Genomic DNA, 25,861 nt, shown 5'->3' with positions numbered 1-25,861 from the left:
CTTGATGGGAACATCACAAACGTGCAAAAGGAGTGAGAAGAAGTGAGTGAAGTTAGACAAAGAAACTATCAACAAGACGAAATCGACCATCTGATTGCTGATTATAATGGTGATGTAAAAACCTTGATTTCAAGGCTTCTGGACGAGCGTCAAATGCTCATCCGCCAAGTTGAAGTTGCTGCCTGTGCTATGTCATTCGGTTACGGGCGCGGTTGGAAACCGAAAATTCCTGTAAAATGAGTCTTTTGTATTTCCCCCTTTTTTGTTGCGTTGTGTTTTATTCAAAACCGCAAAATCCGGTTAAAATTTAGGGGTCAGTTTTTATAGAGCGCAGTGCCCGCCAATATCGGGCGCGCGCTCTTTTCTATTTTTCGTGATTGGCCATGTGGTCATTGCGACGTGATTTTGATTGGAAAAGCATATCACATCTACAAAATAATGACTGCGTAATCTCTGCCTGATGAAAGCGTTTTGGTCGTCGGTTTCGTAAGTTGGTTCTAACAATAAACAATCCCACTTGGCTGCTCATAGTTATGGATTATTTCCAGAATTTGCCTGAAATGGTTGCTCAAAAAACCGCCGGAGAAAATAGGCAGATACCAAATTCTGGTAAACACCATGAAAGAACATTCGAACAGGATGAAAAATGTCGGGAATTTGCTTCTTGCGCTATTATTTTCCGACAACTGCATCATAAAGATTGAGCTCATTGAGCATTTTATGAAGGCGTTTTCTGTTCTCTCTCCGGTTCAAAGAGCGGATATAGCTTCGCAAGTGTAAAATATTTCGTTCGCCTATACCGTCAATCATGACAAATTCATAATGGTCGTCACGCCAGGATAGAACCAGATTGTCGGTGTGAAAGCTCGTGAGAACAACAGGCGAAGTTTCTGCCCATTGGTTTAGATCTTTCAACTCGGCTATATAATTGTTGATCTTGTCACCAATTTCATGAATGGTTTTTGCCGGTGAACCATCTTTGTCTTTTTCGATTTCGCAAACCATTCCCCAACCAAGATCGGTTCGCACGATTCCCGATGTTGTCAAAATATGCGGAGTTCTGAGATTGGTATCGAAGTTCAGCCGCATAGTTTCGAGAAATTCGAAGATGTTATAGACGTTTTCGCGTAACGGTTTGAAACGTTTTTTAAATGCGTTGTATTTTTCGTATTTTTCGGCCCATCTGTGTCGAACAATTTTGATAATCAGATCGGGATTTTGCGGATGCTGAAAGATAACCCGGTGGCGACCATTGTCAAACAAGGGCGTGGTATTTCTCAGTTCGACAATGCCGGATATTTTCAATTATGTTCGCCTGTCTGCCAATTTGCCAATGGGGTTCAATGCTGATTAAGTTGGTCAAACTCGACGTTATAATATTTATCATTTTTAATAAATAGAAATACTTGTGCAGTTTCGTATTTATTTCGTTATTCGGCAAGTTTTATGAAAAACCGAAAACGGCGACGAACGACTGAAAAATCAAAGTAAATGCTGGAAAACCTGAAAAAGGGGTAGTTAGCCAAAAACCGGTCAAGGCAAGTTTTATGCTCTCAATAGAAGGTTATCTTTTAATTCGATATTCGTTCCGGTAGTAATGTTGAGGAAACTCTGTGTGGTGGAGTTTATTTCAGAAGTGGAGCCGTTGGGTGTCGTTTTCACAGGACATCCGGTAGCTCGAAAATACAAGGAAAAAATCTTTTTTAAGTATATCGGTTGTGCGGATAATTTGTTCTTCCGTTCCTCTTGAGGGGGCGGAAAAATCCGGTTGTTCCTTGATAGAAGGAGCGGTGACAAGACGAGTAATTTATTAATATGTAAACAATCTATTGAACGGTCCTGTCCTTGCTCTTTATAAAGAATACACCTACGTTAATTACGAAATAGCTTGTTTTCCCGTGGAAGCTTAAGGCCCGAGAAAACCGGAAGCGTGTTGGGTTCAGGAGGAATAGATAAATGAAACTTTCAGATAAAAAGCTGTTGAAAGACAAGTGCCTGATTGACGGCAAATGGCTTTCTGCAAAAAGCAATGAAACAATCGCCGTTACCAATCCGGCAGATGGCGCGGTGGTTGGTCATGTGCCTTCACTTTCTGCTGGCGAAGTTGAAAAAGTCATCGAGGCTTCAAATGCAGCACTCGAAAAATGGCGAATAAAAACAGCTTCCGAGCGGTCAAAAATCTTACGCAAGTGGTTTGACCTCATCATTGCTAACGCCGATGATCTGGCTATGATTATGACAAGCGAGCAAGGTAAACCTTTGAAAGAAGCACGCGGCGAAATTGTTTACGCTGCCTCCTTTGTCGAATGGTTTGCTGAAGAAGCCAAGAGGACTTATGGAGATACCATTCCTTCGCCTCAGCAAAAACAACGTATTACGGTTATCAAACAACCTGTCGGGGTGACGGCAGCGATTACACCGTGGAATTTTCCTGCTGCAATGATCACGCGCAAAGCCGCACCTGCACTTGCAGCAGGCTGTACGATGATTGTAAGGCCAGCCAGTCTAACACCGCTCACCGCTCTTGCCTTGGGCGAACTTGCTAACCGCGCAGGAATTCCGGCTGGTGTTTTACAGGTTATTACGGGTAAGTCGTCGATAATCGGTAAAGTGCTTACTGATAGCCATATTGTACGGAAACTGTCATTCACAGGTTCAACAGAAGTTGGTCGCACGCTTATGGCCGAATGTGCACCGACGATCAAACGTATTTCGCTCGAACTTGGCGGGAATGCACCTTTTATCGTGTTTGATGATGCAGATCTTGATGAAGCCGTTAAAGGTGCTATTGCATCGAAATATCGTAATGCCGGTCAAACCTGCGTTTGCGCCAACCGCCTTCTCGTTCAGGAAGGGGTTTATGACGCTTTTACCAAAAAACTGGAACAGGCAGTCAAAGCTTTGAAAATTGGCGATGGACGGAAACCCGAAACAGATATCGGGCCAATGATCGAAGAAAGTGCCTTGGACAAGGTTGAGGAACACATTGCCGACGCCGTGAAGAAAGGCGGAAAGCTTGTTTATGGCGGTAAAAGACTAGGTGGTCTTTTTATAGAACCGGCGATTGTAACGGGTGTCACACAGGATATGCGCTTTGCCCATGAAGAAACCTTCGGACCGGTTGCACCATTGTTTAAATTCAAAACAGAAGATGAAGCAATTCGCATGGCGAATGATACGATTTTCGGACTTGCAGCTTATTTCTATACGCGCGATTTCAGCCGTGCTGTCAGAGTGAGTGAAGCGCTCGAATATGGCATGGTCGGCCACAATACCGGTTTGATTTCAAATGAAGTTGCGCCGTTTGGTGGCGTTAAACAATCCGGCCTCGGGCGCGAAGGTTCCAAATATGGAATAGAAGAATATATGGAAATCAAATATATATGCAGTGCTCTGTAAAAGTTGTTCTGCCCGGCACATAATTCAAGCATATGAAACGGGCTGCATTTGTTCTTATGTGGCTCGTTTAAAAAATGGTTGAATTTGCATTCCGGAAATGGAGGAGGAAAATATGCAGGAATTTTGTTTCGAGGCTGTGCCGTCAATTACTGTGAAGTGGGGTGGTGCAAAGAAGCTCGGAGAATTTGTTGAACACTATTACGAAGAACGCAAAGTACTGATTGTTACTGATGGTAGTCTTCATAAGGCGGGTGTTCTTGAACAGCCAAAATTGTCATTGGAACAAGCCGGCTTCAAAGTTGCAGTTTTCGACAAAGTTGTTGCTGACCCGCCAGAAAATATTGTTCTTGAATGTGTGGAAAAAGCCAAAGCGGCCGGTATTAATATCGTCGTCGGCTTTGGCGGTGGCTCCTCTATGGATGTCGCCAAACTTTCAGCAGTGCTGATACGGTCGGAACAAAAATTGCAAGATCTTTATGGTATTGGAAAAGTAAAGGGCAAGCGTCTGCCTCTTATCCAGATACCGACGACAGCCGGCACCGGTTCCGAGTCTACCAACATCACCATTCTGACCACAGGTGAAACCACGAAGATGGGCGTTGTTGCCAATCAACTTTATGCGGATAAGGTTCTCCTTGATGGTGAATTAACTGTCGGTTTGCCGAAGTTGCAAACGGCTGCAACGGGTATCGACGCGATGGTCCATGCCATTGAAGCCTATACCGGAAAATTGAAAAAGAACCCGTTATCGGACGCCTTTGCTCGTGAAGCACTGAGGTTATTGTCGGCAAATATTGTGACTGCTTGCAATGACGGGCATAATAAAGAAGCTCGTGAGGCAATGCTATTGGGCGCAAATTTGGCGGGTCAAGCTTTTGCAAATTCGCCGGTTGGTGCGGTTCACGCTTTGGCTTATCCTTTGGGCGGTCATTATCATTTGCCACATGGTCTTACCAATGCGCTCATGCTCAGTCCGGTTTTAAGGTTCAATATGAAAGCAGCCGCTCACCTTTATGCCGAACTGGGTGATGTTGTTGGGACGCACACAAAAGGCAGCGAGATAGAGCGTTCAAAAGCCTTTGTCGAGTTTATGGAAAAATTGATGAGGGAAACCGGCGCACCACGCCATTTGAAGGAAGTCGGTGTTACAGATAACAGTTTGGCACTGCTTGCGAGCGATGCAATGAAGCAGACAAGATTGCTTGTCAACAATCCGGTTGAAGTAACAGAAGCGGATGCTCTTGAACTTTATCGACAGGCGTTCTGATGAACGCTTTTTCATGAATTACATTGAAATGATCTCGTAATCCGTCAAAGGCGGATTATGGGATTTTTTTACCCCTCGGATCGTCGTGGACGTTGAACCGGAAATGGACGTTTCGTTTTGATCTTTTTGAAGCGGGCATTCCAAATTAAACTCAAAATCATGAGAATTTAGCTTCACCAGCATTAAATATCTAAAACGCATTTCAAGTTTAACGATTGAAAAGACCTGTTTGAAACGCCGGTTTTACGTCTCGGCTCGCAGTTTCTCCTGAACATTCATTGCTTTCTTTGTTGTCCTTTATTGATTCAATTTTCTTGGGCGAAAAAGAAAATACAAGGTCTGAGGCAAAGGCAAATAAAACTTCTTTGGAAAAGCGAAATATCGTGCTTCGGATAAGGAAAATATGATGGGGAAGGGGAAATATGATGGGCCAGAGGAAATACGATGGGCGATTGGAAAATGGAACGAGAAAAATAAGCTTTCAAGGTGATGCGAACAGGAAAGCCCGCGCTTGGAGAGAGCCAATGGCGATAAAGAGAGGCCGGAATAAACGGATGAGGTGGGAATAAATAAATGAATGGGTGAAGCAAAAAAATTGGCAGCGAATGAAATGTAGGCCTGAAATAACTTCAAAGAAATAGATAAAAAGCTTGTAAATGATGAAGAGAATGGGAGGGGGAAACACACGTTGAGGCGAGAGGGCGATAGAGAAATTGAAACGACATTGATGTCTTCTACGGAAGAAACATAAATTTCCGGAAAATAGGCAGGCCAAAAAAACGAGCCAGAAAGAGCGGGCAAGCAAAAATTGGACAGAAAAACGACAAGAAAAAACAGGCAAAAAAGCGGAAGCTTGTTGTTCCGCTTATATGATTGCCTGTTTCCTGAACCGAATTACAAAATATCTTTATCAGCCGATAAAAGCCGGACAACCGGCTTAAGCATCAGCCGGATTACCGGCTGATGGATTCAAGTGTGCGGCCTCGCGTTTCTTCACCCAACACAATGATGACGATTGCAACCGCCAGAAGTACTCCGGTGAACATTATGAATACACTGGAAAACGCTTCTTTATCTACAGCCATCATATGGGTAACGACCATCGGGGCAACAATACCGCCGACCCGGCCGATAGCGGAAGCCCAACCGGAGCCGAAAGCGCGAATATTGGCCGGATATTGTTCGGGCGTATATGAATAAAGAACACCCCATGCGCCGAGATTGAAAAACGACAACAGGCAGCCCCATAAAATGATCATGCCATCCGATGACGCTTGTCCGAAGAAATAAGCGCATATTGCACAAGTAGCGATAAAGCCGGACAAAGTAGCCTTGCGACCGAGTATTTCAATCAACCAGGCTGCGGCCATATAGCCGGGAAGCTGTGCCAAAATAAGGATCAACGTGTATTTTGATGATTTGACAATGCTGAAGCCGTGTTGCTCCAATAGGCTCGGAAGCCAAGTGAAAATACCGTAATAGGAATAGACAATGCCGAACCATATGAGCCAAAGCATGATTGTGCGTCTAGCAAGACCGCTTGACCATAATTGTGTGAAAGAAACGTTGTGCTTTTCGGCAACAGGGGCAACTTCGATTTTTTCCACAACCGGAACACCAGCTTCTTTTTCAAGTTGGCAAACGATTTTATGAGCTTCTTCAATGCGTCCGCGATTAATCAGATAGGGAATAGATTCGGGAATTTTACGCCAGATATGGAATACATAGAGTGCCGGTATGCCGCAAATGATGAAGGCTATCTGCCAATTGTAAGCAGGAATGACAAAAAAGGCGATAAGCGCAGCAAGAAGCCAGCCCACTCCCCAGAAACTTTCTAACAAAACAATGAAACGACCGCGTACCCGAGCCGGTACATATTCGCTGACAAGACTGACAGCAACCGGTAATTGTCCGCCGAGACCGAAGCCGACAATGAAACGGAACGCCAATAACCATTTAAGATCGGGGGCAATACCGCATAAGGCGGTGGCAATACTATAAACGACAAGTGTTGCCGCAAAAACTGTCTTTCTGCCAATTCTGTCGGCAATGCCGCCGGCCAATACGGCTCCGATAGCCATTCCGACAAATCCGATACTGACAACCGAGGCCTTTTCCGCAGCCGCCAGATGCCAACTTTCTGACAAACGCGGCATGATAAAAGCGATAAGGCCGGTGTCCATAGCATCGAACATCCAGCCTAAACCGGTTACCAGCAATAAGCGATAGTGAAACTTTCCGAGCGGCAGTCGTTGAACGCGCGAAATCAGATCCATTATACCCTCTTCCCAAATTGAAAACTCATGGTGATTTTATGAATGGAGAAACATTTTAATATAATTATCAAATAATTTTCAAATATAAAAAATATTTAAACATATTAAATACTATATAATCTAAAATTATAATAATTATAAAATTAAAATATTTTTACTACATCTCAATTTTTTGATGACTATACACATTTCGTTACCTGAAAGACAAGCAAATGTAACGCCCCATCGCCAGTTGTTAAAACGGGAGACGCTAACCCGGCCCGCCCCGGAAAACGACGTTGTACTATAATTGAAAATAATTAGACCGAAAAGAAAATTCGATGAAAACTCCGGATTATTAAGTCAAAATCAGGTGAATAGTATCAAGACGATTGTTGAAGAAGAGAAGAAAAAGCAAAAAAGCGCGGGGAAAAATATCAGATTTGAAGCAACAGAAAAAATAAAATTAAAAACGTTGGGAAAAAACAAATAATCAAATCCGGAATTCGCCGTGAGCACGACTTAAGAAAAAGACAAAAGCTTGGTGGAAAGCTAGTTGAGTCTTTTAAGCCAATCGAAAAATATATGAAATGACCATTGTTGCCGGATATTGATCGGCATCAGAAGCATGTTTGTCTTCGAATTGATATGATCAAGCGACAATTTTTGTGGTGAGGCGCAGTGGCAGCAGGGATATATTGAAACTGATAAAAACGGCACTCTTCCGTTTTATGTGCGAAGAGTTGGAAGGGGCCTATAGTGGAGGGGAAGCAACAAGAATGTCCATAGGGGCATTAGCCTCGTTACCGAAAATTAGTCAGCCCTGAAAAACAGGCACTGAAAAATTGTGACGGGGGAAAAGGTACCCGTTATAGAGAAACAAATTTTGATAGTGAAAAATGACAGAGCGGCTTTGGAAACGTTCCGTTTTCAATGTGACACTTCCAAAAACATATCAAAAGGCAAGGCGAGAAAGATCAAGGAAAGATTAAATGCTAACGCACCTCGACCGGTACAGTGAGCGCGCTATTCCAGCCTTCCGGAGGGGTAGGAATAGGGCTTGATTTTTTGACGATTTGCAAGGCCAGATTATCAATTGCAGCGTCGCCTGATGATCGTGAGGTTCGCGCGCTGGTTATGTTGCCTTTCTGGTCAAAATTGAAAGTGACATAGGTTGTCGAACGGCTTGATGTTCTTGGCTTTGTAGTACGTGAAGCAATGAGCGCGATGCGACGCTGAACTTTATTCTGCCACGATGAAACAAGTCGCCCGTCACCACCAAACACACGATTGGTCGTGGGAGCCGCATAGGTTGGCCCTTTCTTTGCAACAATTTCGGGACCGGATGCTTTTTGCGTTACATCGGCTTTTTTAACGTCTTTTTTCGGTTCGGCTTTACGCGTTTCTGGCTTCGGTTTTTTTACTTCCTTTTTCGGCTCGGGCTTTTTGACTTCTTCCACCATTTCGGATTTTTGTGGTTCAGGTTCAGGCTTTTCCGCTTCTTCCTTAGGTTCTTCTTTTTCCTCTTCCTTTTCCTGCACCGTTTCTTCTTTGATAACCTCGGAAATGTTTTCCACATCGGGAGCCATAGGTTCCTCGGCAAAGTCGAGCATAATCGCTTCCTGTCCGCCTCTTACAACATTGGGGTCTCCGCGCATGGCCATGGCCCAAGAGATCAACCCCGCATAGATAGCGAGAACGATAATAGTAACTCCTGTCCAAAGCAGAAAGTTATTCGATTCATGTGTATCATAATTCATCATTTAAATGCTGTGCCTGAAACTATACGCTTTACCCGAAAGCTTGAAGTCAAACCGCTTCCAGCCCAAATCTTATGTAACCCGAACAACAAAATCGTTATTCGACAATTTGAATATTGTCATTCTCGAATTGCCAAGTTGCCCGATTTTTCATCATTTTTATAACCTCGCCACAGTTCAACAACCTGTTTTCGACATGACCCGCAGTCCGGCTTGATCCACACACTCATGCTCGCCTCTTACTCTTTTGAAACGAACTCAAAAAACGGCTCCGGATGGTTCCAGACATTGATCTTGCTTTGCTTCAAGCAGTTTCATTTTCCGAGTTTGCTTCAGACAGTTGAAGAGAAGTCATGCTCATTCCTGATTTTTCCATTTTCCCATCTGCCGATAGTTCAAAAAACCGGACATTTGGAAAAAATGCAAAAATACATGATATTTTTTATCAACTTAAATATTTTGTAACCCTTGTCAAGAGACTTTGTCTTCGATGCTTTGTGTGTTCATAGGAAAAAGCACGGGGAAAAAAATACGGGGAAAAAGCACGGGGGAGAAAGCGGGGAGGGGGGAAAAAGCGCGACCAGTTTGATTTTTCCTGCATTGATATGAAAAATCGGCAATTTTTCCCAGTAAATTGTGGCGTGGTGGTGCGAGCCTCCCGCTTACACCTTGAAAACCGCTCCGGTAATGCCGGCAAGTGTCAAACATATCGCATGCAGATTTGAGCAAGCACAACCGGTGACCGGAGAACCGGATTTGAAAAAAAGCGATATTCATCCGAGCTTGTTTAAAAGTGATAAAAAATTCGGTATTGAAAACAAATCATCGTACGGAACGGATTTTTATTGATAAAGCAAGGCGTTCCGAACGCGATATGTGTTTGACGAGCTTGAGAAGTTATTATTTTTCAGTAAATTCAATGATTGCCCCCGAAGCAAATCGGGGAGGAATGACAATCGTTTTTTCGTTTCGATCTGCAAATGTAACGCCATTTTTCTTGAGAACAGTCTTTGTCTCATCCAGATTTTTCACAAAAATGCCAAGACCTGCATAAGCATGGTTTGCTATTTTTCCAATTTCGAAACCGGAAGAGAGGCGGCTGTTGGCCTCTTTCGGCACGATACGGATGATTGCCGAATTCTGTCCTGTCGATACAACGATCTCTCCGTCATTTTCAGCTATTTTCCCGTCTTTGAAAAGACGTGCATAGCGTTTTGCAGTTTTTTCCGGCTCGGATGATAGAAGAATAACAGATTGAAGCGCAATGGCACCATTTTCGTGGGTCATCAATTCAGAGCGCCAAACCATATCGCGGGTTTTCTGTTCACACATAAAAACCTGTCCGTTCGGAACTTCATTTTTCTTGAATGCGACAGTTGAAAATGCTGCTACGCCCTGTTTTCCGCCCACAAGATTAACCGGTCTTGAAAAATTCTGGACCTCTGTGACACCAAACCCCAATTCGGTGAGGTTTTGAGCAGCCTGTAGTGCATTGTCGATGCGTCCGGCAATGGCATAAAGGCCTTCGCCATAATTTTCGAGGTCCTGTTTTTTCCGCCGATTGGCCGCAGTTTCTTCAACAATTCCCAAAAGTTCGAAATAATCATTTTGGAACATAACTGTATAATTTGCTGTTCCTTGTGCTTTACTGTGCAGACCACGTGGCGACAACGTAAAGCCCAATTGGCGAAAACTATCCGCGCTTTTTCCAAGATTATTTACCAGAATAAAAACATGGTCGATCCCTTTTACGGGGTGAACAACCTTACCCCGCGATGCTCTTTCGCCAGCTAATGGCGCTTCGGCCTGTTTCCCGTTTTTTTCAAACTTGGTCTTTTTTTCAGCGATGCCGGTTTTTTGAGCTTTGGCGGAATGAGACATAAATTTACCCTGTGTTGTTTTTTTGAAAAACTAGCATATTGCCGCCTGCGACGCCGAGCCAAGTTTACACTGAATTCTGTTATTTTTGGATAAAATTTCCTCACTCTTAAAGGGTTTTTAAAAAAATATTGGCTGATCTTTCGGCGTTATCGGATTGAAACTTCGAAAACAACGTAAGGCTCCGGAGCTTCAAAAAAACGGCAAAGCACATGAACTTAAAAAACAATGCGAGATTATGAGGGGCGACAAATCAAGCGATCAATTTTTTAAAACTTGGATTGCCGGTAATAAAGACCTATCCGTCCGATAAACGTCAAAAAAATATAGAGAAAAATCGGCTTGCCACCGTTAACGGCTTTTAATTTGCAAGTACTGACTGATTTTTAAAAAAGGCAGGAAAATTATTCAGACAGAACAATTGGAAATGGAATTTTTAAATTTTCATAAGCGTGAATTTTTACGAGTATTAATTTCCAATCAGTTACTGAAAATAAGAATTATTTTTTAAGTTTTTGAAAAGTTCAAAAGTCGCATCCGTTCAAAAAATCAATTGAAGCTTTATTCTTGCGGGAAGTGAATTTTCGCTATCTGGCTGCGTGAACAAGCGCCTGAAAAGGACAAATTCGGTTTATGTGAAACCGATTTTTCAGGTGAAAGGGTAAGCTGACCGGCTAGAAGAAAACAAACGACAAGAAAACCAGCAATGAGTGATGACGAGCAAAGTCGAAAATTACTGATTGCGGAAGTCGGGAATATAAAAGGCGCAACAAACCGAAGGACTGCACCGAAATGAAAAATTTGATAAAAAAATTGCTTATTGCTTCATCTGTTGTTTCTGTCCTTTCTGTCTGCATGTCGGCGCTTAAAGCAGAAGAACCGGTAAAAGGCGGAACACTGATTTATCTCGACAAGCAGGTCCATACCAATCTTTATTCACCTCTTGCCGGTACCTACACAAATGGCGGAATTTTAAACCAGATCACCGATCGGTTGACCTATCAGAACCCGCAAACGCTTGAAATCGAACCATGGCTTGCCAAATCATGGTCGTTCAATGACGACAAAACGGTTTATGAATTCAAGTTGCGCGAAGGTGTCACTTTTTCTGACGGTACTCCGCTTGATGCTGCAATTGTTGCCAAAAACTTCGATACCTATGGCCTAGGCAATAAAGATTTGCATCAACCGGTTTCGGAAGTGGTCAACAATTACGATCATAGTGAAGTTGTTGATCCTTTGACTGTGCGGTTTTATTTCAAGCGTCCTTCACCGGGATTTCTACAGGCAACTTCAACAATCAATTCCGGAATTGTCTCACCGAAAACATTGGCTCTTTCCTTTGATGCTATGGGAAATGCAACCAAAATTATCGGCACGGGTCCATACTATGTTGAAAGTGAAACACTCGGCAAAGAAATCATTCTGAAAGTTCGCAAGGATTATAACTGGGCACCGGAAAAATCGGCGCATCAGGGGCGCGCTTATCTTGACGAATTGAAATATCTCACTGTTCCGGAAGACAGTGTGCGTATCGGTGCTTTGATTGCCGGACAAGCCAATTTTATCCGGCAGTTGCAGGCCTATGACGAAGAGCGTGTGAAAAAGTCGGGAAACATCGTCTATTCAGTGGGCACGCGCGGCATCAACAATTCTATTATGTTCCGCCCCGATAACGAGCTTGTCAGCGATTTGAAGGTAAGACAGGCACTCCGTTATGCCACCAACAGGCCGGAAATTCTCAAAACGCTTTATTCTTCGAATTATCCTTTAGCAACGTCGATTATGGCGCATAACGCTTTTGGTTACTCGGACCAAAGCGCAAAACTTCAATTCGATCAGTCAAAAGCCGAGGCGCTTCTTGACGAAGCCGGTTTCAAAAAGGGGCCGGACGGCATTCGTGAAAAAGACGGCAAGAAGCTTGTTCTTGGAGCTTATGAAGCCGTCCAGCAGCCACAAAGTAAAGCTATGCTGCAATTGATTGCCCAGCAATGGAAGCGCGTCGGCGTTATTTTGAATGTCAAAGCCTATGACGGAACCAATGCTGTGATTGACAATCTCGACCCGCAAAAAACACCGGTTATACCGCATATGGTCGGACGCGCCGATCCGGACGTGTTGAAAAGCCTGTTTTACCCTAAAAATCGTGATGCACTCTTACAAAAAGGTGGCTTGAGCGACAAAGTGGTTAGCTTCGTTGATGATAAGCTGAACAAGCAACTGGAAGATATTTCGGCAGAGACCGATCCGGTCAAACGCAATGCGGAACTCATTGCAGCAACCGATTATATTCTTGATCAGGCTTATGCCATTCCGATTTTTGAAGAACCGCAAGTTTATGGTGGCTCGTCGAAAGTCAAGGGTGTCGGTTTTGAATCTGTTGGTCGTCCGAGCTTCTATAACACCTGGATAGAAAAATAGCGGAATAATGAACAATAGGGCATTTCCGGATAGTTTTTCTAATGGAAACGCAACGCGCTCGTTGATCATTTTGCCGAAGGCGCAGTTTCAAACAAAACTTTCGGTAAAATGGCAATGTCGGCATCTTTGGTCGGAAATCTATTGTTCATTCTGTTCTTTTTAAAAGTCGGGTGTGTTTTTTCAAAAGACTTTCGCTGAGAATAAAAAGGCGAAAGCACGGGATCAGAAAAACCTGAAGGGTTTGATAATGCTCAAAATCGGTTTTTATCGTCTGTTACAAGCCTTTGTCGTGCTCTGGGCGGCATTTACTGCGACTTTTATTTTGTTGCAAATTCTTCCCGGTGACGCAATTCTAATCAAGTTTCTCAATCCGGAATATGGGTTGAATGCCAGCGAAATCGCCAATCTGCGCACGAATTACGGTATTGATGAACCAAAAATTATTCAATATTTCAAAACGATAGGCAACTTTCTAACCGGTGATCTGGGCTTTTCGGTACAAGCGGGTGTTCCGGTTTCCGATCTCATTAAAACAAATCTTCCTGCCACGCTGAAACTAGCCGGCTTGGGATTTTTGGTGGCACTTATTCTGGCTTTTTTGATTGCTTTATTGTTCAGTTTCTCACCGTTCCAAGGCTTAAGAAATTTGTTTTTCGCGCTTCCTGGTCTTTTCCTTGCTATTCCATTGTTCTGGCTTGGCATTGTATTTGTGCAAATATTTTCTTTTTATCTGGGGTGGATCTCTGTCATTGTTCCTGGTCCCATTGAAGCGATGATATTGCCGGTTGTGGCTTTAGCCATTCCGATTTCAGCGCCACTTGCACAAATTCTGATGCGCTCGCTTGATGAAATCGAGTTGAGCCCGTTTATTATGGTATTGAAATCCAAAGGTGCTTCGCATTTCCGTATTCTGGTTTGTCATTGCCTGCGCAATAGTGCACTTCCGGTTTTGACAATAGCGGGATTGCTGTTCGGAGAATTGATAAGCGGAGCGGTGGTGACTGAAACAGTCTTCGGTTTGAATGGCATCGGCAAAATAACCGAACAGGCTGTCCGTTCGCAGGATGTCAGCGTTCTTCAGGCCATTGTTGTGGTCTCGTCGGCCGCTTTCGTATTTATAAATCTTGTCATTGATCTGTTTTTTCCGCTGATCGACCCGCGACTGAGACAAAGAACCGGAGGCGATAGATGAGCAATAACACATTGACCGGCGTGTCGCATTTTCCGGAAAAGTCGGGGAGGCTTAAAATGGCATCGATAAAGCCCGGACTTGTTATCGCTTTCGCTATACTTATTATCGCGTTTCTGTTTGTCATCATGCCTTCGGTCTTTACCTCCTATAGTCCGATCGAAGAGGTGGGTGACCATCTGAGCGCCCCGAGTTTTGCTCATATTTTCGGGACGGATGAACTGGGACGCGATCTTTATGCACGCGTTGTTTATGGTGCCGTCCATTCATTAAGCGGGGCTCTGGCTGCGGTGCTTTTCGGTTTTGTTATCGGTGGTTTTCTTGGGCTTGTTTCGGGAAGTATCGGTGGCCTTGTTGACACGATTATCATGCGTGTTGTCGACGTGCTCTTATCCATACCATCTCTCCTTTTATCGTTGAGCGTCATTACCCTTACAGGTTTCGGGAGTTTACAAGTTGCTGTGGCTGTCGGGGTCACATCGGTGGCTGGATTTGCAAGGCTTATGCGAGCCGAGGTGTCGCGCATCAAGAGCCTTGATTATATTGAGGCGGCTTATGGTTCAGGGGCTACATTTTCTGCCGTTATCCGCCGGCATATTCTGCCCAATGCTTTTTATACTGTTGTCAGTTACGCTGCATTACAGTTTGGTCATGCCATATTACAAATTGCTACATTGGGATTTCTCGGCTACGGGGTCGAGCCGCCCACTCCCGAATGGGGACTTATTATCGCCGAAGGGCGCAATTATATTGCAACCGGTTGGTGGTTGACGACAATTCCCGGGCTTGTCACCATTGCTCTGGTTTTGAGTTTCAACCGCATCAGCCGCTTGTTCAGTGCGAAGGGCAGGTGGTAAAAATGTCACTTCTTGATGTTCAAAATCTGTCTGTTTCCTATTTTGATAATGGACGCTGGAACGAAGTCACGCATAATGTCTCTTTCAAGCTCGAAAGTGGCGAGGCGTTGGCTCTTGTTGGCGAGTCCGGTTCCGGAAAAACGACAACCGCGCAAGCAATACTCGGACTTCTGCAACAAAATGCACGTATCGAGAATGGAAAAATTTTCCTGAATGGAGAAGATCTCGGGCGTTTTTCAAAATCGCGCCTTGAGGCTTTGCGCGGTAAAGTCATGAGTCTTATTCCGCAAGACCCGTCTTCTTCTCTTGATCCGCTTATGAAAATCGGTAACCAGATCGGCGAAATTTTTCGGATTCATAAAGCTTGTCCGCCGCGTCAAATCAAATCGCGAGTGGTCGAACTTTTACGCGAAGTAGGGCTTGATGAACCGGAATTGCGAGCCGAACAATATCCGCATGAATTGTCGGGCGGAATGCGCCAACGTGTTCTGATTGCCATAGCAATTGCACTAAAACCCCAACTCATTATTGCTGATGAGCCTACTTCCGCACTTGATGTAACAGTGCAGAAGCGCATTCTCGATCTTATTGACGATATCCGATTGAATTCCGGAGCGTCGCTCCTCATGGTCACGCATGATCTTGGAGTCGCATCCGACAGGGCTGACAAGATTATTGTCATGAATGAGGGGCGTGTTGAAGAGGCGGGAGAAAGCCAGATTGTTCTCTCATCTCCGAGGCAGGATTATACCAAAAAACTGGTCGCCAATGATCCGTCTTTGACACTTGTTTCGCCACGCCCCAAGAGATCGGGTGACGGAAAAACAATTGTCGAGGTGAAAAACCTTGTCATTGATTATGCGGGGAAACAATCATTCCGTGCCGTTGAGAACCTTTCCTTCAAGGTCAATCGTGGAACAACCCATGCAATTGTGGGAGAATCCGGCTCCGGAAAAACAAGCACTATCCGCGCACTTTGCGGTTTTATCAGACCTGGTGGTGGAACAATTACGATAGACGGTAGCGATATGATGCATCTCAAGGGCGAGGAATTGCGCAATTTCCGCCGCCGTATCCAGCTTGTCTCGCAAAACCCGTTCGGCTCGCTTGACCCCCATTATACGATTGGTAAAATTATTGAAGAACCTTTGCTGAACTATCCCCATGAGGATAAGTCGAAGAGGCGCGCCCGCGTTATGGAGCTTCTCGATCAGGTGGAATTGCCAAAAAGCGTATTTGACCGGCTGCCGCGAGGGCTTTCAGGTGGTCAACGCCAACGTGTGGCTATTGCCCGTGCTTTGGTTCTCAATCCCGATATTGTTGTTCTGGACGAAGCAGTCTCGGCACTCGATGTCACTGTCCAGGCACAAATATTGGCGCTGCTCGAACGTTTACAAAACGACTATAATCTTACCTATATTTTTGTCAGCCACGATTTGTCTGTCGTTCGCCAGATATCCGATAGTGTAACAGTGCTCAAACATGGTCACGAGGTGGAAAGCGGAGAGGTTGAAGAAATATTCACTCATCCGCGCGAAACTTATACAAGAGAACTGATTGCAGCTATTCCGGGTAAGAAAAATGCACTTCACCAATCGCTTTTGGGAGCACAATTATAATTTGGTCCAACGAATAGATGTTTTCCGTTTTGGTAAAAGATTAAACTCGAAATTGATTAAACTTGCGATTGATTAAACCGGCAATTGATTAAAAATGTGATCGGGAAATAGAAAACGGACTTTCAAAAAAACGTCCTTATCAAATCTTGTCAGGTTGCAATGTGTTTTTTTGAGGGGCTTTTGAAACAGGAAATTTCGCTGCCCGAAAAAAGCATTTTCCATCGATGAAACTTTAAGAAATTAAATCACCGCATAAGAATTTAGCCGTTAGCCTGTAACGCGAAAGGTAACAAAGCATATTTCTATTGAAAGTTGCTGAAAATAACGAATTGTCGGAGTTATTATAGAGTCGCCAAAGCTGAACCTGATGTCCTCATGATCATTTTTGCTTCAACGCTTTTTACAAAAACAAGATAAATATTTCATATTTTTGTATGAAATTTTCGCCATTCTAACGTTTTTGTGAAAGCCTGTCGCCCGAATGGGCCGGAAGAAAAATCGAAAAAACAAATAAGACAATTACCTAAAATACTGATTTTTATGTAATTTTCTGTAAAAATGGAGAACAGGAAAAGGTTCGTTTTGCCAGGATTTTTACCGAAATATTAAGATTTTTATTTCAAGAAATCCCGTAAAATGCGTGCTTGAGATAATTATTTTTCTCCTTTTTAGAATAAAAATTTAAAATTTTTGTTAAAAATTCGCAGATGTGAACGATCCCCTATTTGAAACATGAAAGGTAAGGCGCTATAACAAATCGTCTGCAAACGGCATGGGCATAATGCGTTATCCGTTATGCGGATAGAAAGTAATATAGCTAAAACGCTGTGTAAAATTGCTGCGCCGGGGGTGGTTTGGTCGCGCACCCTTTGCCGCGTTGAAGGTATTTTGCAAAATTTTCATTACCTTCGGGTATCTAGTTGTCTAAGGAAGTTTTTCAATGAAAAGATGTATGTCTGTCTTGGCTCTTTCTCTGCCACTGACGGCCTTCGCGCTATCACCTGCTGCGTTTGCTGCAAGTGGTGAAAAGACCTCTTCGCAATCTCCTCAATCTTTGTCGGTCGAGATATATCGGGCAACAGAGAATGGGCTGGGACATCAAATGGGGAATGTTACTATTACCGAAAGTCCGTACGGTCTCGTCTTTACGCCGGATTTAAAAGAATTGAAGCCGGGTCTTTACGGATTTCATATCCACACAAATCCTGACTGTGGCTTGATCAGTAGAAATGGCAAATTCGAGATTGCCGGTCGTGCCGGTGGACATCTTGACCCCAAGGAGACAAACCAACATTCCACACCATGGGATGACAAAGGGCATCTCGGTGACTTGCCGCCTCTTTATGTAGACGAAAATGGCAATGCCACACTTCCGGTTCTGGCACCGAAATTGAAAAAGCTTTCCGACGTGCGTGGGCATTCGATTATGGTTCATGCCGGACATGACAATTACTCCGATCATCCGGAACCGTTTGGCGGCGGTGGAGCACGCTTCGGTTGTGGCGTTATCCGTTAAATTAGCTCTTTAAAAGAAAGGCTCCGAAATGAGGGAGCCTTTTTTATTGGTCGTTTAACGGAACAACTGAATAATGAATTCGGCTCTATCGGATATTGCCTGAGCGAACCGGCTTAACATGACCGATCCGGCTCTATTAATAATGAGTTTTTTCAATCAGTGGTTTTTTGCGCTCTTACTCTTTTCACTTTTACTCTTTGCATCGGCAGGATGAGCTCTTTTAGCCGGTTGTTTCTATCTATGTGAAAGAAATTATGTAGTGGTAATCCTGAAAACAGGCATAGACATTAAAAATACGTGTTTTTTACATTTCTTCCGCAAATCCATGCGGGTTTTCTTCAAAAGGCTTTTATGCCCATTCGGTAAATGACTGTTGACGAACCGGTGTCTCCTATTCTCATAGGGCATGAACGCACCAGCCTATCGTACAAATTGTATCGGCTTTCTAGCTCAATTTCCGTGAAGCTTTCAAATGATTTGCTTTCGAATAAGGCTTAGAGAGAGGAGCTTTATAATAAACTCTTTTGGAACATAGTTGCGCTCATCCCGTTTAATACAGCAATCGAAAAGAAAACCGGAAGGGCTCGAATAATGCGGGACTGGGCACTTAAAGCTTTGGCAGACAACAAAGCCTCAACGAGAACAGTTATTTTCGAAAAAAGAAAGGAAAACGATGGGCGTTTACATGGGACGTGACTTATTTTCTGCGTCCACGCAAATGCGTGAATTGCGTGAACGTGCCGGCTTGTCCATGGAAGAAATGGCAAAAAGTCTGGGCGTTGATGGCAAAGCTACGATTGAACTTTATGAAGATGAAGAAAAATTTTCACGAGATTATTTCCCGATCGCCCTCACAGAAAAATTGGCCCGTATATTGATCGGTTTGGGCAAGCCGTCAATTCGCTCGGACGAGGTTTGGGCATTGGCATTGCCTGATGCGCGTACAAGACTTCTTGTAAATCGCAGGGAAGCCCATAATGAAAGCGTCACGGTACGGATACCGCCGGAAATGGTCACAGGCCAATTGGCGGCCAATATCATGCAGATGGCGGAACACGGAAAAACAGAAAAGAGCAAAGCCGAGCCAGTGAAACAATCGCCAGAGCAGGCTGCAAAAAAAGCTGATAACAGGGTCCGTTGCGAAAAAGTTGAAGCGATAGATAAAAATGAGGAACACTCTATAAAACATTCAAGAGAAAATGCCATGAAAACACAATATCAACCGGTTCTTATAGATGAACCATTTGAAGCATATGAGGAAAATCGTTTCGCCAGTGTGGAAGATAGTCTCGTAGATTTCGAACAAAATCGGCTGCTACCGGTTTATGGGCAAGAGGTTGCCGGTGAGCATGGTGAATTCGACCTTGATGGAAACATATTGTTTGAAGTCGGTTGTCCGCCACAACTCAATCAATCGATCAATGCTTATGCGCTGGAAGTATCAGGCGAAACCATGTGGCCACGTTATCAAGATGGAGAAATTGTCTTTTGTGATCCGTTGCGGCGTGTCAAAAAGGGTGACTTTGTTGTTGCACAAGTGCTTGAAGACGACAATTCAAAGGCGCCGAAAGCATTTGTCAAAATGTTTTCCCATCACAACGATAAAGAGTTGGTTCTCGAACAGTTCAATCCGCCACAAAAACTGGTTTTCCCTCATGATAAGGTGCTGTCGGTTCACAAAATTACTTTTTCCGGATCATCTTCCGGAGAAGCACTTTAACAACTTGATATTTCCGGTTCGAAATACGGTCGGAAAACAAGGCTGAAGGTCAGTCGAGACCTTCAGCCTTTCTATCATCCACAATCTTTCAAAGAGCCATTGCTCAATGTTTTTATTCCTTTTTCCCCGTAAGATATCAAGGCACTAACAAGCGATAGCTAAAGTGAAAGGTTTTTCATTACTCTACACATGATATGGTATTGAAACAAAAATCATTTTTAACTAATTGAAATTAAAAGGTATTTTAAAGTTAATATAAAATAAACAATGAGTTGACAAAATGATTCAACAATAAAGCGCTTCTCTTTGTTTAAACACGTAAATTTATGCTCAAGCGTTGATTGCCGGAATTTCGGAAAAGAACGCTGATCTATTGAAAATATTCCCCGTAAAAGCTGACCACATTTGGTAGTGAAAAACAGCCGGATCTTGTCTTTCCGATATGGGCGGGATTTTGTATCTGCTCTGATTGAAGGGGGTTTATATCCGAACACTTTTCGTAAAGGACGTGGATTTTGCCGGTTATCGTTCCGGTGAATTCGATCAATCGGCCGGTAAATATTTTTACGTATTAGTCTTCACCATACATAATCAAGTTTTGGAATTTTTGTGCAGTGAGCCGAACTCCGGTTTGAAACAGGGTAATGCATGAAAAATCTGACAAATTTAGAGACAGTAGATTTAAAGACAACAGAACCATCACAACCATGTTCGAAATTTATGGCAGCCAATGTTGAAAACGATGGCATCATATCGGCAGATTCTCATCTAAATATTCTGTCGACAAATGTTATTTTGAAATGCCAATTGCAATGATTGGTCATGTTTTTATCGGAAAAGTCGGCAAAGTCTTTCAAGGCTCAAGGGATTTATTACGGCAAAGCTGCAACAGACAAGTGTGTGATGCGCCGAATAGACCGACGGGAGATGCCGTGTGACAATGGGCAAAGGTCTTTGACTGCCATGAAAATAGTTCATTCATTTTCTGATTGGTAGTCTTTTACGTTTTGGCCGAAAGCTGCTAATTCCGGTCATTATTATTGTTTTTATCAAGAAAAATCTGTTCGTCAGGGCTGGTCTTGCGGCCAACAATTTTGTTGCGTTGAGGAAAGCGACCGAATTGCCTGATGATGTCGCAATGAATTTCGGCACTCTGCAACAAGGTTTCATTTTTTAGTGCGGTAAACAGTTCTATACTTTTTTCCTGATCGGCAATTTTTTCCGAATGTTCAAAAGGCATGTAAAGAAAGCCGCGTAATTCGGGAGCAATTCTTTGATCGGTCTGTTTTTCAAGAGCAAGCTGTGCGATTTTACGGGCATCATTATCGCTGCAATATGCTCTGGGGTCATCACGGAACATGTAGCGGGGAAATTGATCCAATATGATCGTTAGAGCCAGAAGACCTTCATCGCTTTCCAGCCAATGTTTCAGGCGTCCCGAAAGAGCAGCACGCCAAAGTGTCAGAAAATTCTCGCGTATGAGCGCGTCAAATTGTTCGTCCTGACCAAACCATTTATCTTTTCCGGCATCAAGCCAAAAGGAAATAATCTCACCCGGTGTAATTTGTAGTTTACCCATTGACGCGCCCCCCGAACGTTGGGTCTTCTGAAATACTACATTGCCAATCTCTGTATTATGCATCCAATTTTCTTAAATTAAAAGACGATAAAACAGGTTTTATTATGGTATTTGTTGTTTATGGCTCGTAATTAACAATTTATAATAATTATAGACGGATTCATACAGCTTATCGTTTGCTTGTAGACTTATGAAAACAACAATTTGAGGCTATGACTCCAAATCAGATTCCTTTTTTCATGAATGGGTTGAATATCGATAAAGAGGTGTTGAATTATTGATTTCAGCTTTTGCTATTAAATCCTGCCAGAGCACATGAGTTTCATAAGCCTTTTGCTTTCCGATTATAATAAATGCGACCAAATCGATATTTTTCTTAATTTCGTTCTTTTATTTTTCCATGTGTTTACAATGAAATGCTATGATCATTCACGCCTTCACATGAGAGATCTTGATACAATCCTTGTCGAACGAGTTTCACCAAATTGACAGACGTTGCTTGCGTGAGAAAAAGAATTTTTCAAGCGAAAACTGCGCTTAAAACTTGAAGGTGACGAAGCGCCTATGGGTTATCCGGCTTGAGATTAAAAAACCGAAAGATTGGAAAATGTTTTGAAATGAGTCCCGATTTTTTTTAACAGGGGAAAAAACCTGAAAGGGAAAAAGCGTGAGAGAAAAAACATAAGCGAAAGAAATGTCGGACGATTATTATAATGCTATGTTTTTATATTTAACAGTTTGAAAAATAAGGGTTTTTAATTCTCTATCACGGTTTCGTGAGCACCCCACAGAGATGTGACTGGCATCATTGTCCAAGCGTTCTTAACTCCATTTCATAAAAGGGATTTCGAAAAGATGGTCGAAACAATCCCGAAATCGGAAAACCTGTTTTCAGATGGCAGTTTTCCGAAAAAAAGAAGAAGGAGAGTTTATTATGAAAAGATTAATGCTTGTTGCTGCTGCTTTGTTATTGGGTGCTAGCAGTGCTTTCGCTGGTAACGGTTTTGGCGATGGTAGCCGGGTTAACCACTATGTCATCGGTCAGTCTGGCAATGTTCCGAGTGATCAATTCAAAGGTAATAGTAAAGAAAAAGCCTACTTCTATCGTGGCGATGGTTCGGTTGAGGACTCCTACTATCCGGGGCGTCATCTGAACTCTCCTGTTTCCCGGCATGGTGTGAGTGATCAGGAAATGCATAACTTTGGTGATGGTTCGCCAGTAAATCATAATATGTAATTTCATCATCGTTACGATTTTTGAAAACCCGGAGGGAACCCCTCCGGGTTTTTGTTTGCGATTTTGTCATTTGGCCGTTACAACATACCAAATTATTGAAAAACGAACGGGAGATCTACAAAATGCCGAAAGTTCTGATATTGGGTGCAGGTGGTATCGGCGGCTATTTTGGTGGTCGTCTGGTAGAGGCGGGAAAAGACGTTACTTTTCTGGTTCGCCCGAAAAGGCAACATATACTTGCCGAGCATGGCTTGCGTATTGAAAGTCCAGCCGGTAACGTAACCGAGCAAGTCAATACTGTTACGGATGGAGAACTTTCCGTTCAAATTGCACAAGGCAAAGTTTATGACTATGTCTTTCTCACGGCAAAAGCCTATGATCTTGAGAGTGCAATCAACTCGATACGCCCTGCAATGGGCAAAAACACCGTTCTTATACCAGCCTTGAATGGCATGGCCCATATTGATCGTCTGAATAATGAATTCGATCATAATAATGTCATGGCGGGTTCGGTTATCATTCAATCAACACTCACAGCAGATGGAGTTGTGTTGCACTTGAATGAGGATGCATTTGGTGTTTTCGGTCCTCAACAAGGTGGAGAAGACCAGCGTGCGGCGCTTTTTGCAAGCCTGTTCGACAAAGCCAAAGGGGTGGACGTGCGCGCGGTACCGAACGCCATGCAGCGCATGTGGGACAAGTGGGTCCGTCTTGCTACGCTTGCCGGAATGACGTGTTTGATGCGAGCCAATGTCGGTGAAATCAATCGTGCTCCGGGCGGACAAGAAGCTATGATGGATTTTCTGAACAAAAATAGCCAGATAGCAAAGGCTGCCGGCTTTCCTCTTCACGAGGGGGCAAGCAACAATATTGGTATTTTTTTCAAAGATACCCATTCTTTGGCAACCGCATCCATGTTGCGCGATATTGAAGGAGGCCACCCGACAGAAGGTGATCACATTTTGGGCGATTTGTTAAATCGCGCAAAACGTTTCGGTATTCCACATCCTCTTCTTTCTCTGGCTTATACCAATGTCAAAGCCTATGAAGAGCGGCGTTTATCGGGGCGTGACCAAAAAAAATAGCAAATATGAAAGTCACCTAAAATACAAGCTGAAGATTGGTGGCGTTTCTATTCAGGACAAAAAGTCCGAAAATTGTTGTCGACTTTTGCAATGCCAAAGGCGATTGCTTTTTGCCGACCACCCAAATCTCTATTCCGGTTCACGAAGACTGCTTCAATTCGAAATTGCTTGAATTCGAAAATATCGGATAGGGTAGGTTTTTAACCGGTGGCAAGATTATCGACCGGAAGGATGCTCTTTCAAAGTGCAAAAACGCCGCTATGCGAAACTCAAAAATGACGTCGGAAAAAACGTGAAAGTCACTATGTCGGCGAAAGAAAAGTGGAAATCCGGACACAGAAACCCGTGCAGGGCAGCAAAAAAGGAGCGGCTAAGAAATCGCTACCCCTTTTAAATTCAATCTGTCTATCAAATATCAGGGCAAGGTTTCACGATGCCAATCGATTGATAGTTGCTCTTTGAATGCAAAACGTAAAATATGTTGGTCAAAAATCCCCTCGATCTTGATTGCTTCAAATTCGTTAGGAGTCGTAATCTGCACGACCAGCGATGCTTTTTCAGCAAACATATCAACACTCACATCATCCGAAAAAGGAATATGGGCTTCCTTTTCCGAAAATGTCGTATCGGGAAATTTATGACTCCAATGTTTTGCAAGTTGTTGGAGATATTTGCTGGCATTCTCGGTTTCGATAATAGCGCGGGAGCGGATTGTCATTGTGTGGTCCTTCAATTTCGCTTGTCGGTAATGATGCATAGATAGGAATTCCAACCGGATTGAGCTATAGGCTTTCTCAAAAAAACAACCGTATCACTATCAATCCTCTTGGCTGCTGTCCGGCCTGACTTGCCTGATGTTGATGGGAAAGAAATAGACAAAGGCATTTGTTCTTATCTTAATAACACAAAGAAAAGTCGAAAAACAAAACCGGCTTCAAGGCATAGCACCTCTTGCCGGTTTTGAATGACGAATATTATCTATTCGGTCTTTCGTTATTCGTTAACAGATAAACAGTTTATTCGGCAGGCTTGAATTCTGCTTCAATAATCAGATTGACGTCGTCGCTCAACGGTCCTTCAAGCTCGCTTACGCCGAATTCGCTACGCTTGATGACTGTTTTTGCCGAAAAGCCGAGGGCCGGTTTTTTTGTTATCGGATGGGAAGCGATGGTACCGTTTAACGTGACATCAAGTACAACGGGCTTGGTCACACCGTGAAACGTCAGATTGCCGGTAACCTGACCGGTTTTTTCGCCTGTCAATTTGATTGCTGTAGATTGGAAAGTAATAGTGGAGAATTTTTCTGCATCAAAAAACATCTCGCCAGCAATCTCTTCGTTAAATTCGTTAGGCGTTTTGGGATAATTTGTATCAACCGATTTCGGATCGATCGTAACATGCAAAACCGATTTTTCGACATCGTTGGCATCAAGATCGAGTTTTGCTTCGATTTTGTCAAAACGACCATAATAATTGGAAAGGCCGAAATGTTTGATGCTCCACAACAGATTTGTGTGGGCATCATCCGATACATAAGCACCCGTCGGAATATCGAGCTTTGCTGCCTCGGCTGCAAAAGTTCCGAAAAAAACACTTGGAACTGTCATCATAACAGCAATGATTGTTTTCTTGATAAACATAGTCTCGTCTCCGTAAATGTGAAATGTCTTATTCCAGATATTCAAATATTCAGATATTCTAGCGTTTTTGAAATAAGTGGGAAGTGCCGACAACAAAGACAGAATGTTAACAGATCATTGACAACATGAATACCATATCAGCATATTTATTTTAGCTTAGGATTATATTCACACATCTGAAAAATAACGTAGTAATCCAAGAAAAAATAACGTAGCAATTTATATTTCTGTTAAATTATATTTTTAAGAATAATATAATCATGTAAATAAATTTATGTTTTGAATGTTGAAAATAATTTTTAAAAATAAATTACAGTAATAAATTTATTTAAAAATTAAAATGAAATTTTTTTATTTTAAACATTATTATAACGTGAAATATGGAACACTATTTTTTGAAATTCGGTTTCATTTAACAGAAAAATTCAATTTCAATCTA

At 43.0% G+C, this 25,861-nt stretch carries 18 protein-coding genes; 11 read left to right on the top strand and 7 right to left on the bottom strand.

What is annotated here, in order from left to right; genetic code table 11:
- Positions 1-42: 42 nt before the first annotated feature.
- Entirely contained in the window at positions 43-240 is a 198-nt protein-coding gene (locus tag H3S83_RS08945) for a hypothetical protein (RefSeq protein WP_077972067.1), read from the top strand.
- Between the two features lie 432 nt (positions 241-672).
- Here H3S83_RS08945 and H3S83_RS08940 read toward each other — a convergent pair whose 3' ends face one another.
- Complete coding sequence (locus H3S83_RS08940) at positions 673-1,305, bottom strand: YrbL family protein (protein ID WP_198224225.1); 633 nt, start codon at positions 1,303-1,305, stop codon at positions 673-675.
- 651 nt (positions 1,306-1,956) lie between these two features.
- Between H3S83_RS08940 and H3S83_RS08935 the strand changes: the two genes are divergently transcribed.
- On the top strand, positions 1,957-3,399 hold the full coding sequence (locus H3S83_RS08935) for an NAD-dependent succinate-semialdehyde dehydrogenase (RefSeq protein ID WP_198239466.1): 1,443 nt from the start codon (positions 1,957-1,959) through the stop codon (positions 3,397-3,399).
- A gap of 112 nt (positions 3,400-3,511) precedes the next feature.
- Positions 3,512-4,666, top strand: coding sequence for an iron-containing alcohol dehydrogenase (locus tag H3S83_RS08930; protein WP_198239465.1), 1,155 nt, complete (start codon positions 3,512-3,514; stop codon positions 4,664-4,666).
- Between the two features lie 953 nt (positions 4,667-5,619).
- Here H3S83_RS08930 and H3S83_RS08925 read toward each other — a convergent pair.
- From H3S83_RS08925 to H3S83_RS08915, 3 genes are all read right to left on the bottom strand, one after another.
- Positions 5,620-6,942, bottom strand: a complete 1,323-nt coding sequence (locus H3S83_RS08925) for an MFS transporter (RefSeq protein WP_198239464.1) — start codon at positions 6,940-6,942, stop codon at positions 5,620-5,622.
- A 974-nt stretch (positions 6,943-7,916) separates the two neighbouring features.
- The gene (locus H3S83_RS08920) at positions 7,917-8,684 is read right to left on the bottom strand and encodes a TonB family protein (RefSeq protein ID WP_246741738.1); all 768 of its coding nucleotides are present in this window, start codon (positions 8,682-8,684) and stop codon (positions 7,917-7,919) included.
- 897 nt (positions 8,685-9,581) lie between these two features.
- Positions 9,582-10,562: a VOC family protein gene (locus H3S83_RS08915; protein WP_198239463.1), complete on the bottom strand. Its 981-nt coding sequence runs from the start codon at positions 10,560-10,562 to the stop codon at positions 9,582-9,584.
- A 789-nt stretch (positions 10,563-11,351) separates the two neighbouring features.
- Here H3S83_RS08915 and H3S83_RS08910 point away from each other — a divergent pair.
- The 6 genes from H3S83_RS08910 (at position 11,352) to H3S83_RS08885 (ending at position 19,881) form a co-directional block, all read left to right on the top strand.
- Positions 11,352-12,980, top strand: a complete 1,629-nt coding sequence (locus H3S83_RS08910) for a TIGR04028 family ABC transporter substrate-binding protein (RefSeq protein WP_198239462.1) — start codon at positions 11,352-11,354, stop codon at positions 12,978-12,980.
- 247 nt (positions 12,981-13,227) lie between these two features.
- Positions 13,228-14,172: an ABC transporter permease gene (locus H3S83_RS08905; protein WP_198239461.1), complete on the top strand. Its 945-nt coding sequence runs from the start codon at positions 13,228-13,230 to the stop codon at positions 14,170-14,172.
- Positions 14,169-15,026: an ABC transporter permease gene (locus H3S83_RS08900; RefSeq protein ID WP_198239460.1), complete on the top strand. Its 858-nt coding sequence runs from the start codon at positions 14,169-14,171 to the stop codon at positions 15,024-15,026. Before H3S83_RS08905 ends, H3S83_RS08900 begins: the two co-directional genes overlap by 4 nt.
- A 2-nt stretch (positions 15,027-15,028) precedes the next feature.
- Positions 15,029-16,645 (top strand): ABC transporter ATP-binding protein, encoded by a 1,617-nt coding sequence (locus H3S83_RS08895; RefSeq protein WP_198239459.1) that lies wholly within the window; start codon positions 15,029-15,031, stop codon positions 16,643-16,645.
- 940 nt (positions 16,646-17,585) lie between these two features.
- Entirely contained in the window at positions 17,586-18,161 is a 576-nt protein-coding gene (gene sodC / locus H3S83_RS08890; RefSeq protein WP_246741737.1) for a superoxide dismutase [Cu-Zn] SodC, read from the top strand.
- A 673-nt stretch (positions 18,162-18,834) separates the two neighbouring features.
- Positions 18,835-19,881: a S24 family peptidase gene (locus H3S83_RS08885; protein WP_246741736.1), complete on the top strand. Its 1,047-nt coding sequence runs from the start codon at positions 18,835-18,837 to the stop codon at positions 19,879-19,881.
- A gap of 1,021 nt (positions 19,882-20,902) precedes the next feature.
- Here H3S83_RS08885 and H3S83_RS08880 read toward each other — a convergent pair.
- Positions 20,903-21,523, bottom strand: a complete 621-nt coding sequence (locus tag H3S83_RS08880; protein WP_369459403.1) for a DUF924 family protein — start codon at positions 21,521-21,523, stop codon at positions 20,903-20,905.
- Between the two features lie 871 nt (positions 21,524-22,394).
- On the opposite strand from H3S83_RS08880, the gene H3S83_RS08875 reads away from it, so the two are divergent.
- Both H3S83_RS08875 and H3S83_RS08870 read left to right on the top strand, forming a co-directional pair.
- Entirely contained in the window at positions 22,395-22,697 is a 303-nt protein-coding gene (locus H3S83_RS08875) for a hypothetical protein (RefSeq protein ID WP_198239458.1), read from the top strand.
- Positions 22,698-22,819: 122 nt separating this feature from the next.
- Entirely contained in the window at positions 22,820-23,782 is a 963-nt protein-coding gene (locus H3S83_RS08870) for a ketopantoate reductase family protein (RefSeq protein ID WP_198239457.1), read from the top strand.
- A 415-nt stretch (positions 23,783-24,197) separates the two neighbouring features.
- Here H3S83_RS08870 and H3S83_RS08865 read toward each other — a convergent pair whose 3' ends face one another.
- The gene (locus H3S83_RS08865) at positions 24,198-24,500 is read right to left on the bottom strand and encodes a DUF2218 domain-containing protein (RefSeq protein WP_198239456.1); all 303 of its coding nucleotides are present in this window, start codon (positions 24,498-24,500) and stop codon (positions 24,198-24,200) included.
- Between the two features lie 298 nt (positions 24,501-24,798).
- Positions 24,799-25,422 carry a YceI family protein gene (locus H3S83_RS08860; RefSeq protein ID WP_198237533.1) on the bottom strand — a complete coding sequence of 208 codons (624 nt, stop codon included), beginning with the start codon at positions 25,420-25,422 and terminating at the stop codon, positions 24,799-24,801.
- Between the last annotated feature and the right edge of the window lie 439 nt (positions 25,423-25,861).

The organism is Bartonella sp. W8122, assembly GCF_016102485.1.
GTDB classification, from domain to species: Bacteria; Pseudomonadota; Alphaproteobacteria; order Rhizobiales; family Rhizobiaceae; genus Bartonella; species Bartonella apihabitans.
The sequence above is the reverse complement of the archived record's forward strand: the minus strand, read 5'-3'. Positions and strand labels throughout refer to the sequence as shown.

Excerpts from the sequence above, each read along its gene's own strand:
- H3S83_RS08925 (WP_198239464.1), bottom strand. The coding sequence starts at position 6,942 with ATGGATCTGATTTCGCGCGTTCAACGACTGCCGCTCGGAAAGTTTCAC.
- H3S83_RS08915 (WP_198239463.1), bottom strand. The coding sequence starts at position 10,562 with ATGTCTCATTCCGCCAAAGCTCAAAAAACCGGCATCGCTGAAAAAAAG.
- H3S83_RS08935 (WP_198239466.1), top strand. The coding sequence starts at position 1,957 with ATGAAACTTTCAGATAAAAAGCTGTTGAAAGACAAGTGCCTGATTGAC.
- H3S83_RS08920 (WP_246741738.1), bottom strand. The coding sequence starts at position 8,684 with ATGATGAATTATGATACACATGAATCGAATAACTTTCTGCTTTGGACA.
- H3S83_RS08895 (WP_198239459.1), top strand. The coding sequence starts at position 15,029 with ATGTCACTTCTTGATGTTCAAAATCTGTCTGTTTCCTATTTTGATAAT.
- H3S83_RS08905 (WP_198239461.1), top strand. The coding sequence starts at position 13,228 with ATGCTCAAAATCGGTTTTTATCGTCTGTTACAAGCCTTTGTCGTGCTC.
- sodC (WP_246741737.1), top strand. The coding sequence starts at position 17,586 with ATGAAAAGATGTATGTCTGTCTTGGCTCTTTCTCTGCCACTGACGGCC.
- H3S83_RS08865 (WP_198239456.1), bottom strand. The coding sequence starts at position 24,500 with ATGACAATCCGCTCCCGCGCTATTATCGAAACCGAGAATGCCAGCAAA.
- H3S83_RS08870 (WP_198239457.1), top strand. The coding sequence starts at position 22,820 with ATGCCGAAAGTTCTGATATTGGGTGCAGGTGGTATCGGCGGCTATTTT.
- H3S83_RS08910 (WP_198239462.1), top strand. The coding sequence starts at position 11,352 with ATGAAAAATTTGATAAAAAAATTGCTTATTGCTTCATCTGTTGTTTCT.
- H3S83_RS08885 (WP_246741736.1), top strand. The coding sequence starts at position 18,835 with ATGGGCGTTTACATGGGACGTGACTTATTTTCTGCGTCCACGCAAATG.
- H3S83_RS08930 (WP_198239465.1), top strand. The coding sequence starts at position 3,512 with ATGCAGGAATTTTGTTTCGAGGCTGTGCCGTCAATTACTGTGAAGTGG.
- H3S83_RS08900 (WP_198239460.1), top strand. The coding sequence starts at position 14,169 with ATGAGCAATAACACATTGACCGGCGTGTCGCATTTTCCGGAAAAGTCG.
- H3S83_RS08860 (WP_198237533.1), bottom strand. The coding sequence starts at position 25,422 with ATGTTTATCAAGAAAACAATCATTGCTGTTATGATGACAGTTCCAAGT.
- H3S83_RS08875 (WP_198239458.1), top strand. The coding sequence starts at position 22,395 with ATGAAAAGATTAATGCTTGTTGCTGCTGCTTTGTTATTGGGTGCTAGC.
- H3S83_RS08880 (WP_369459403.1), bottom strand. The coding sequence starts at position 21,523 with ATGCATAATACAGAGATTGGCAATGTAGTATTTCAGAAGACCCAACGT.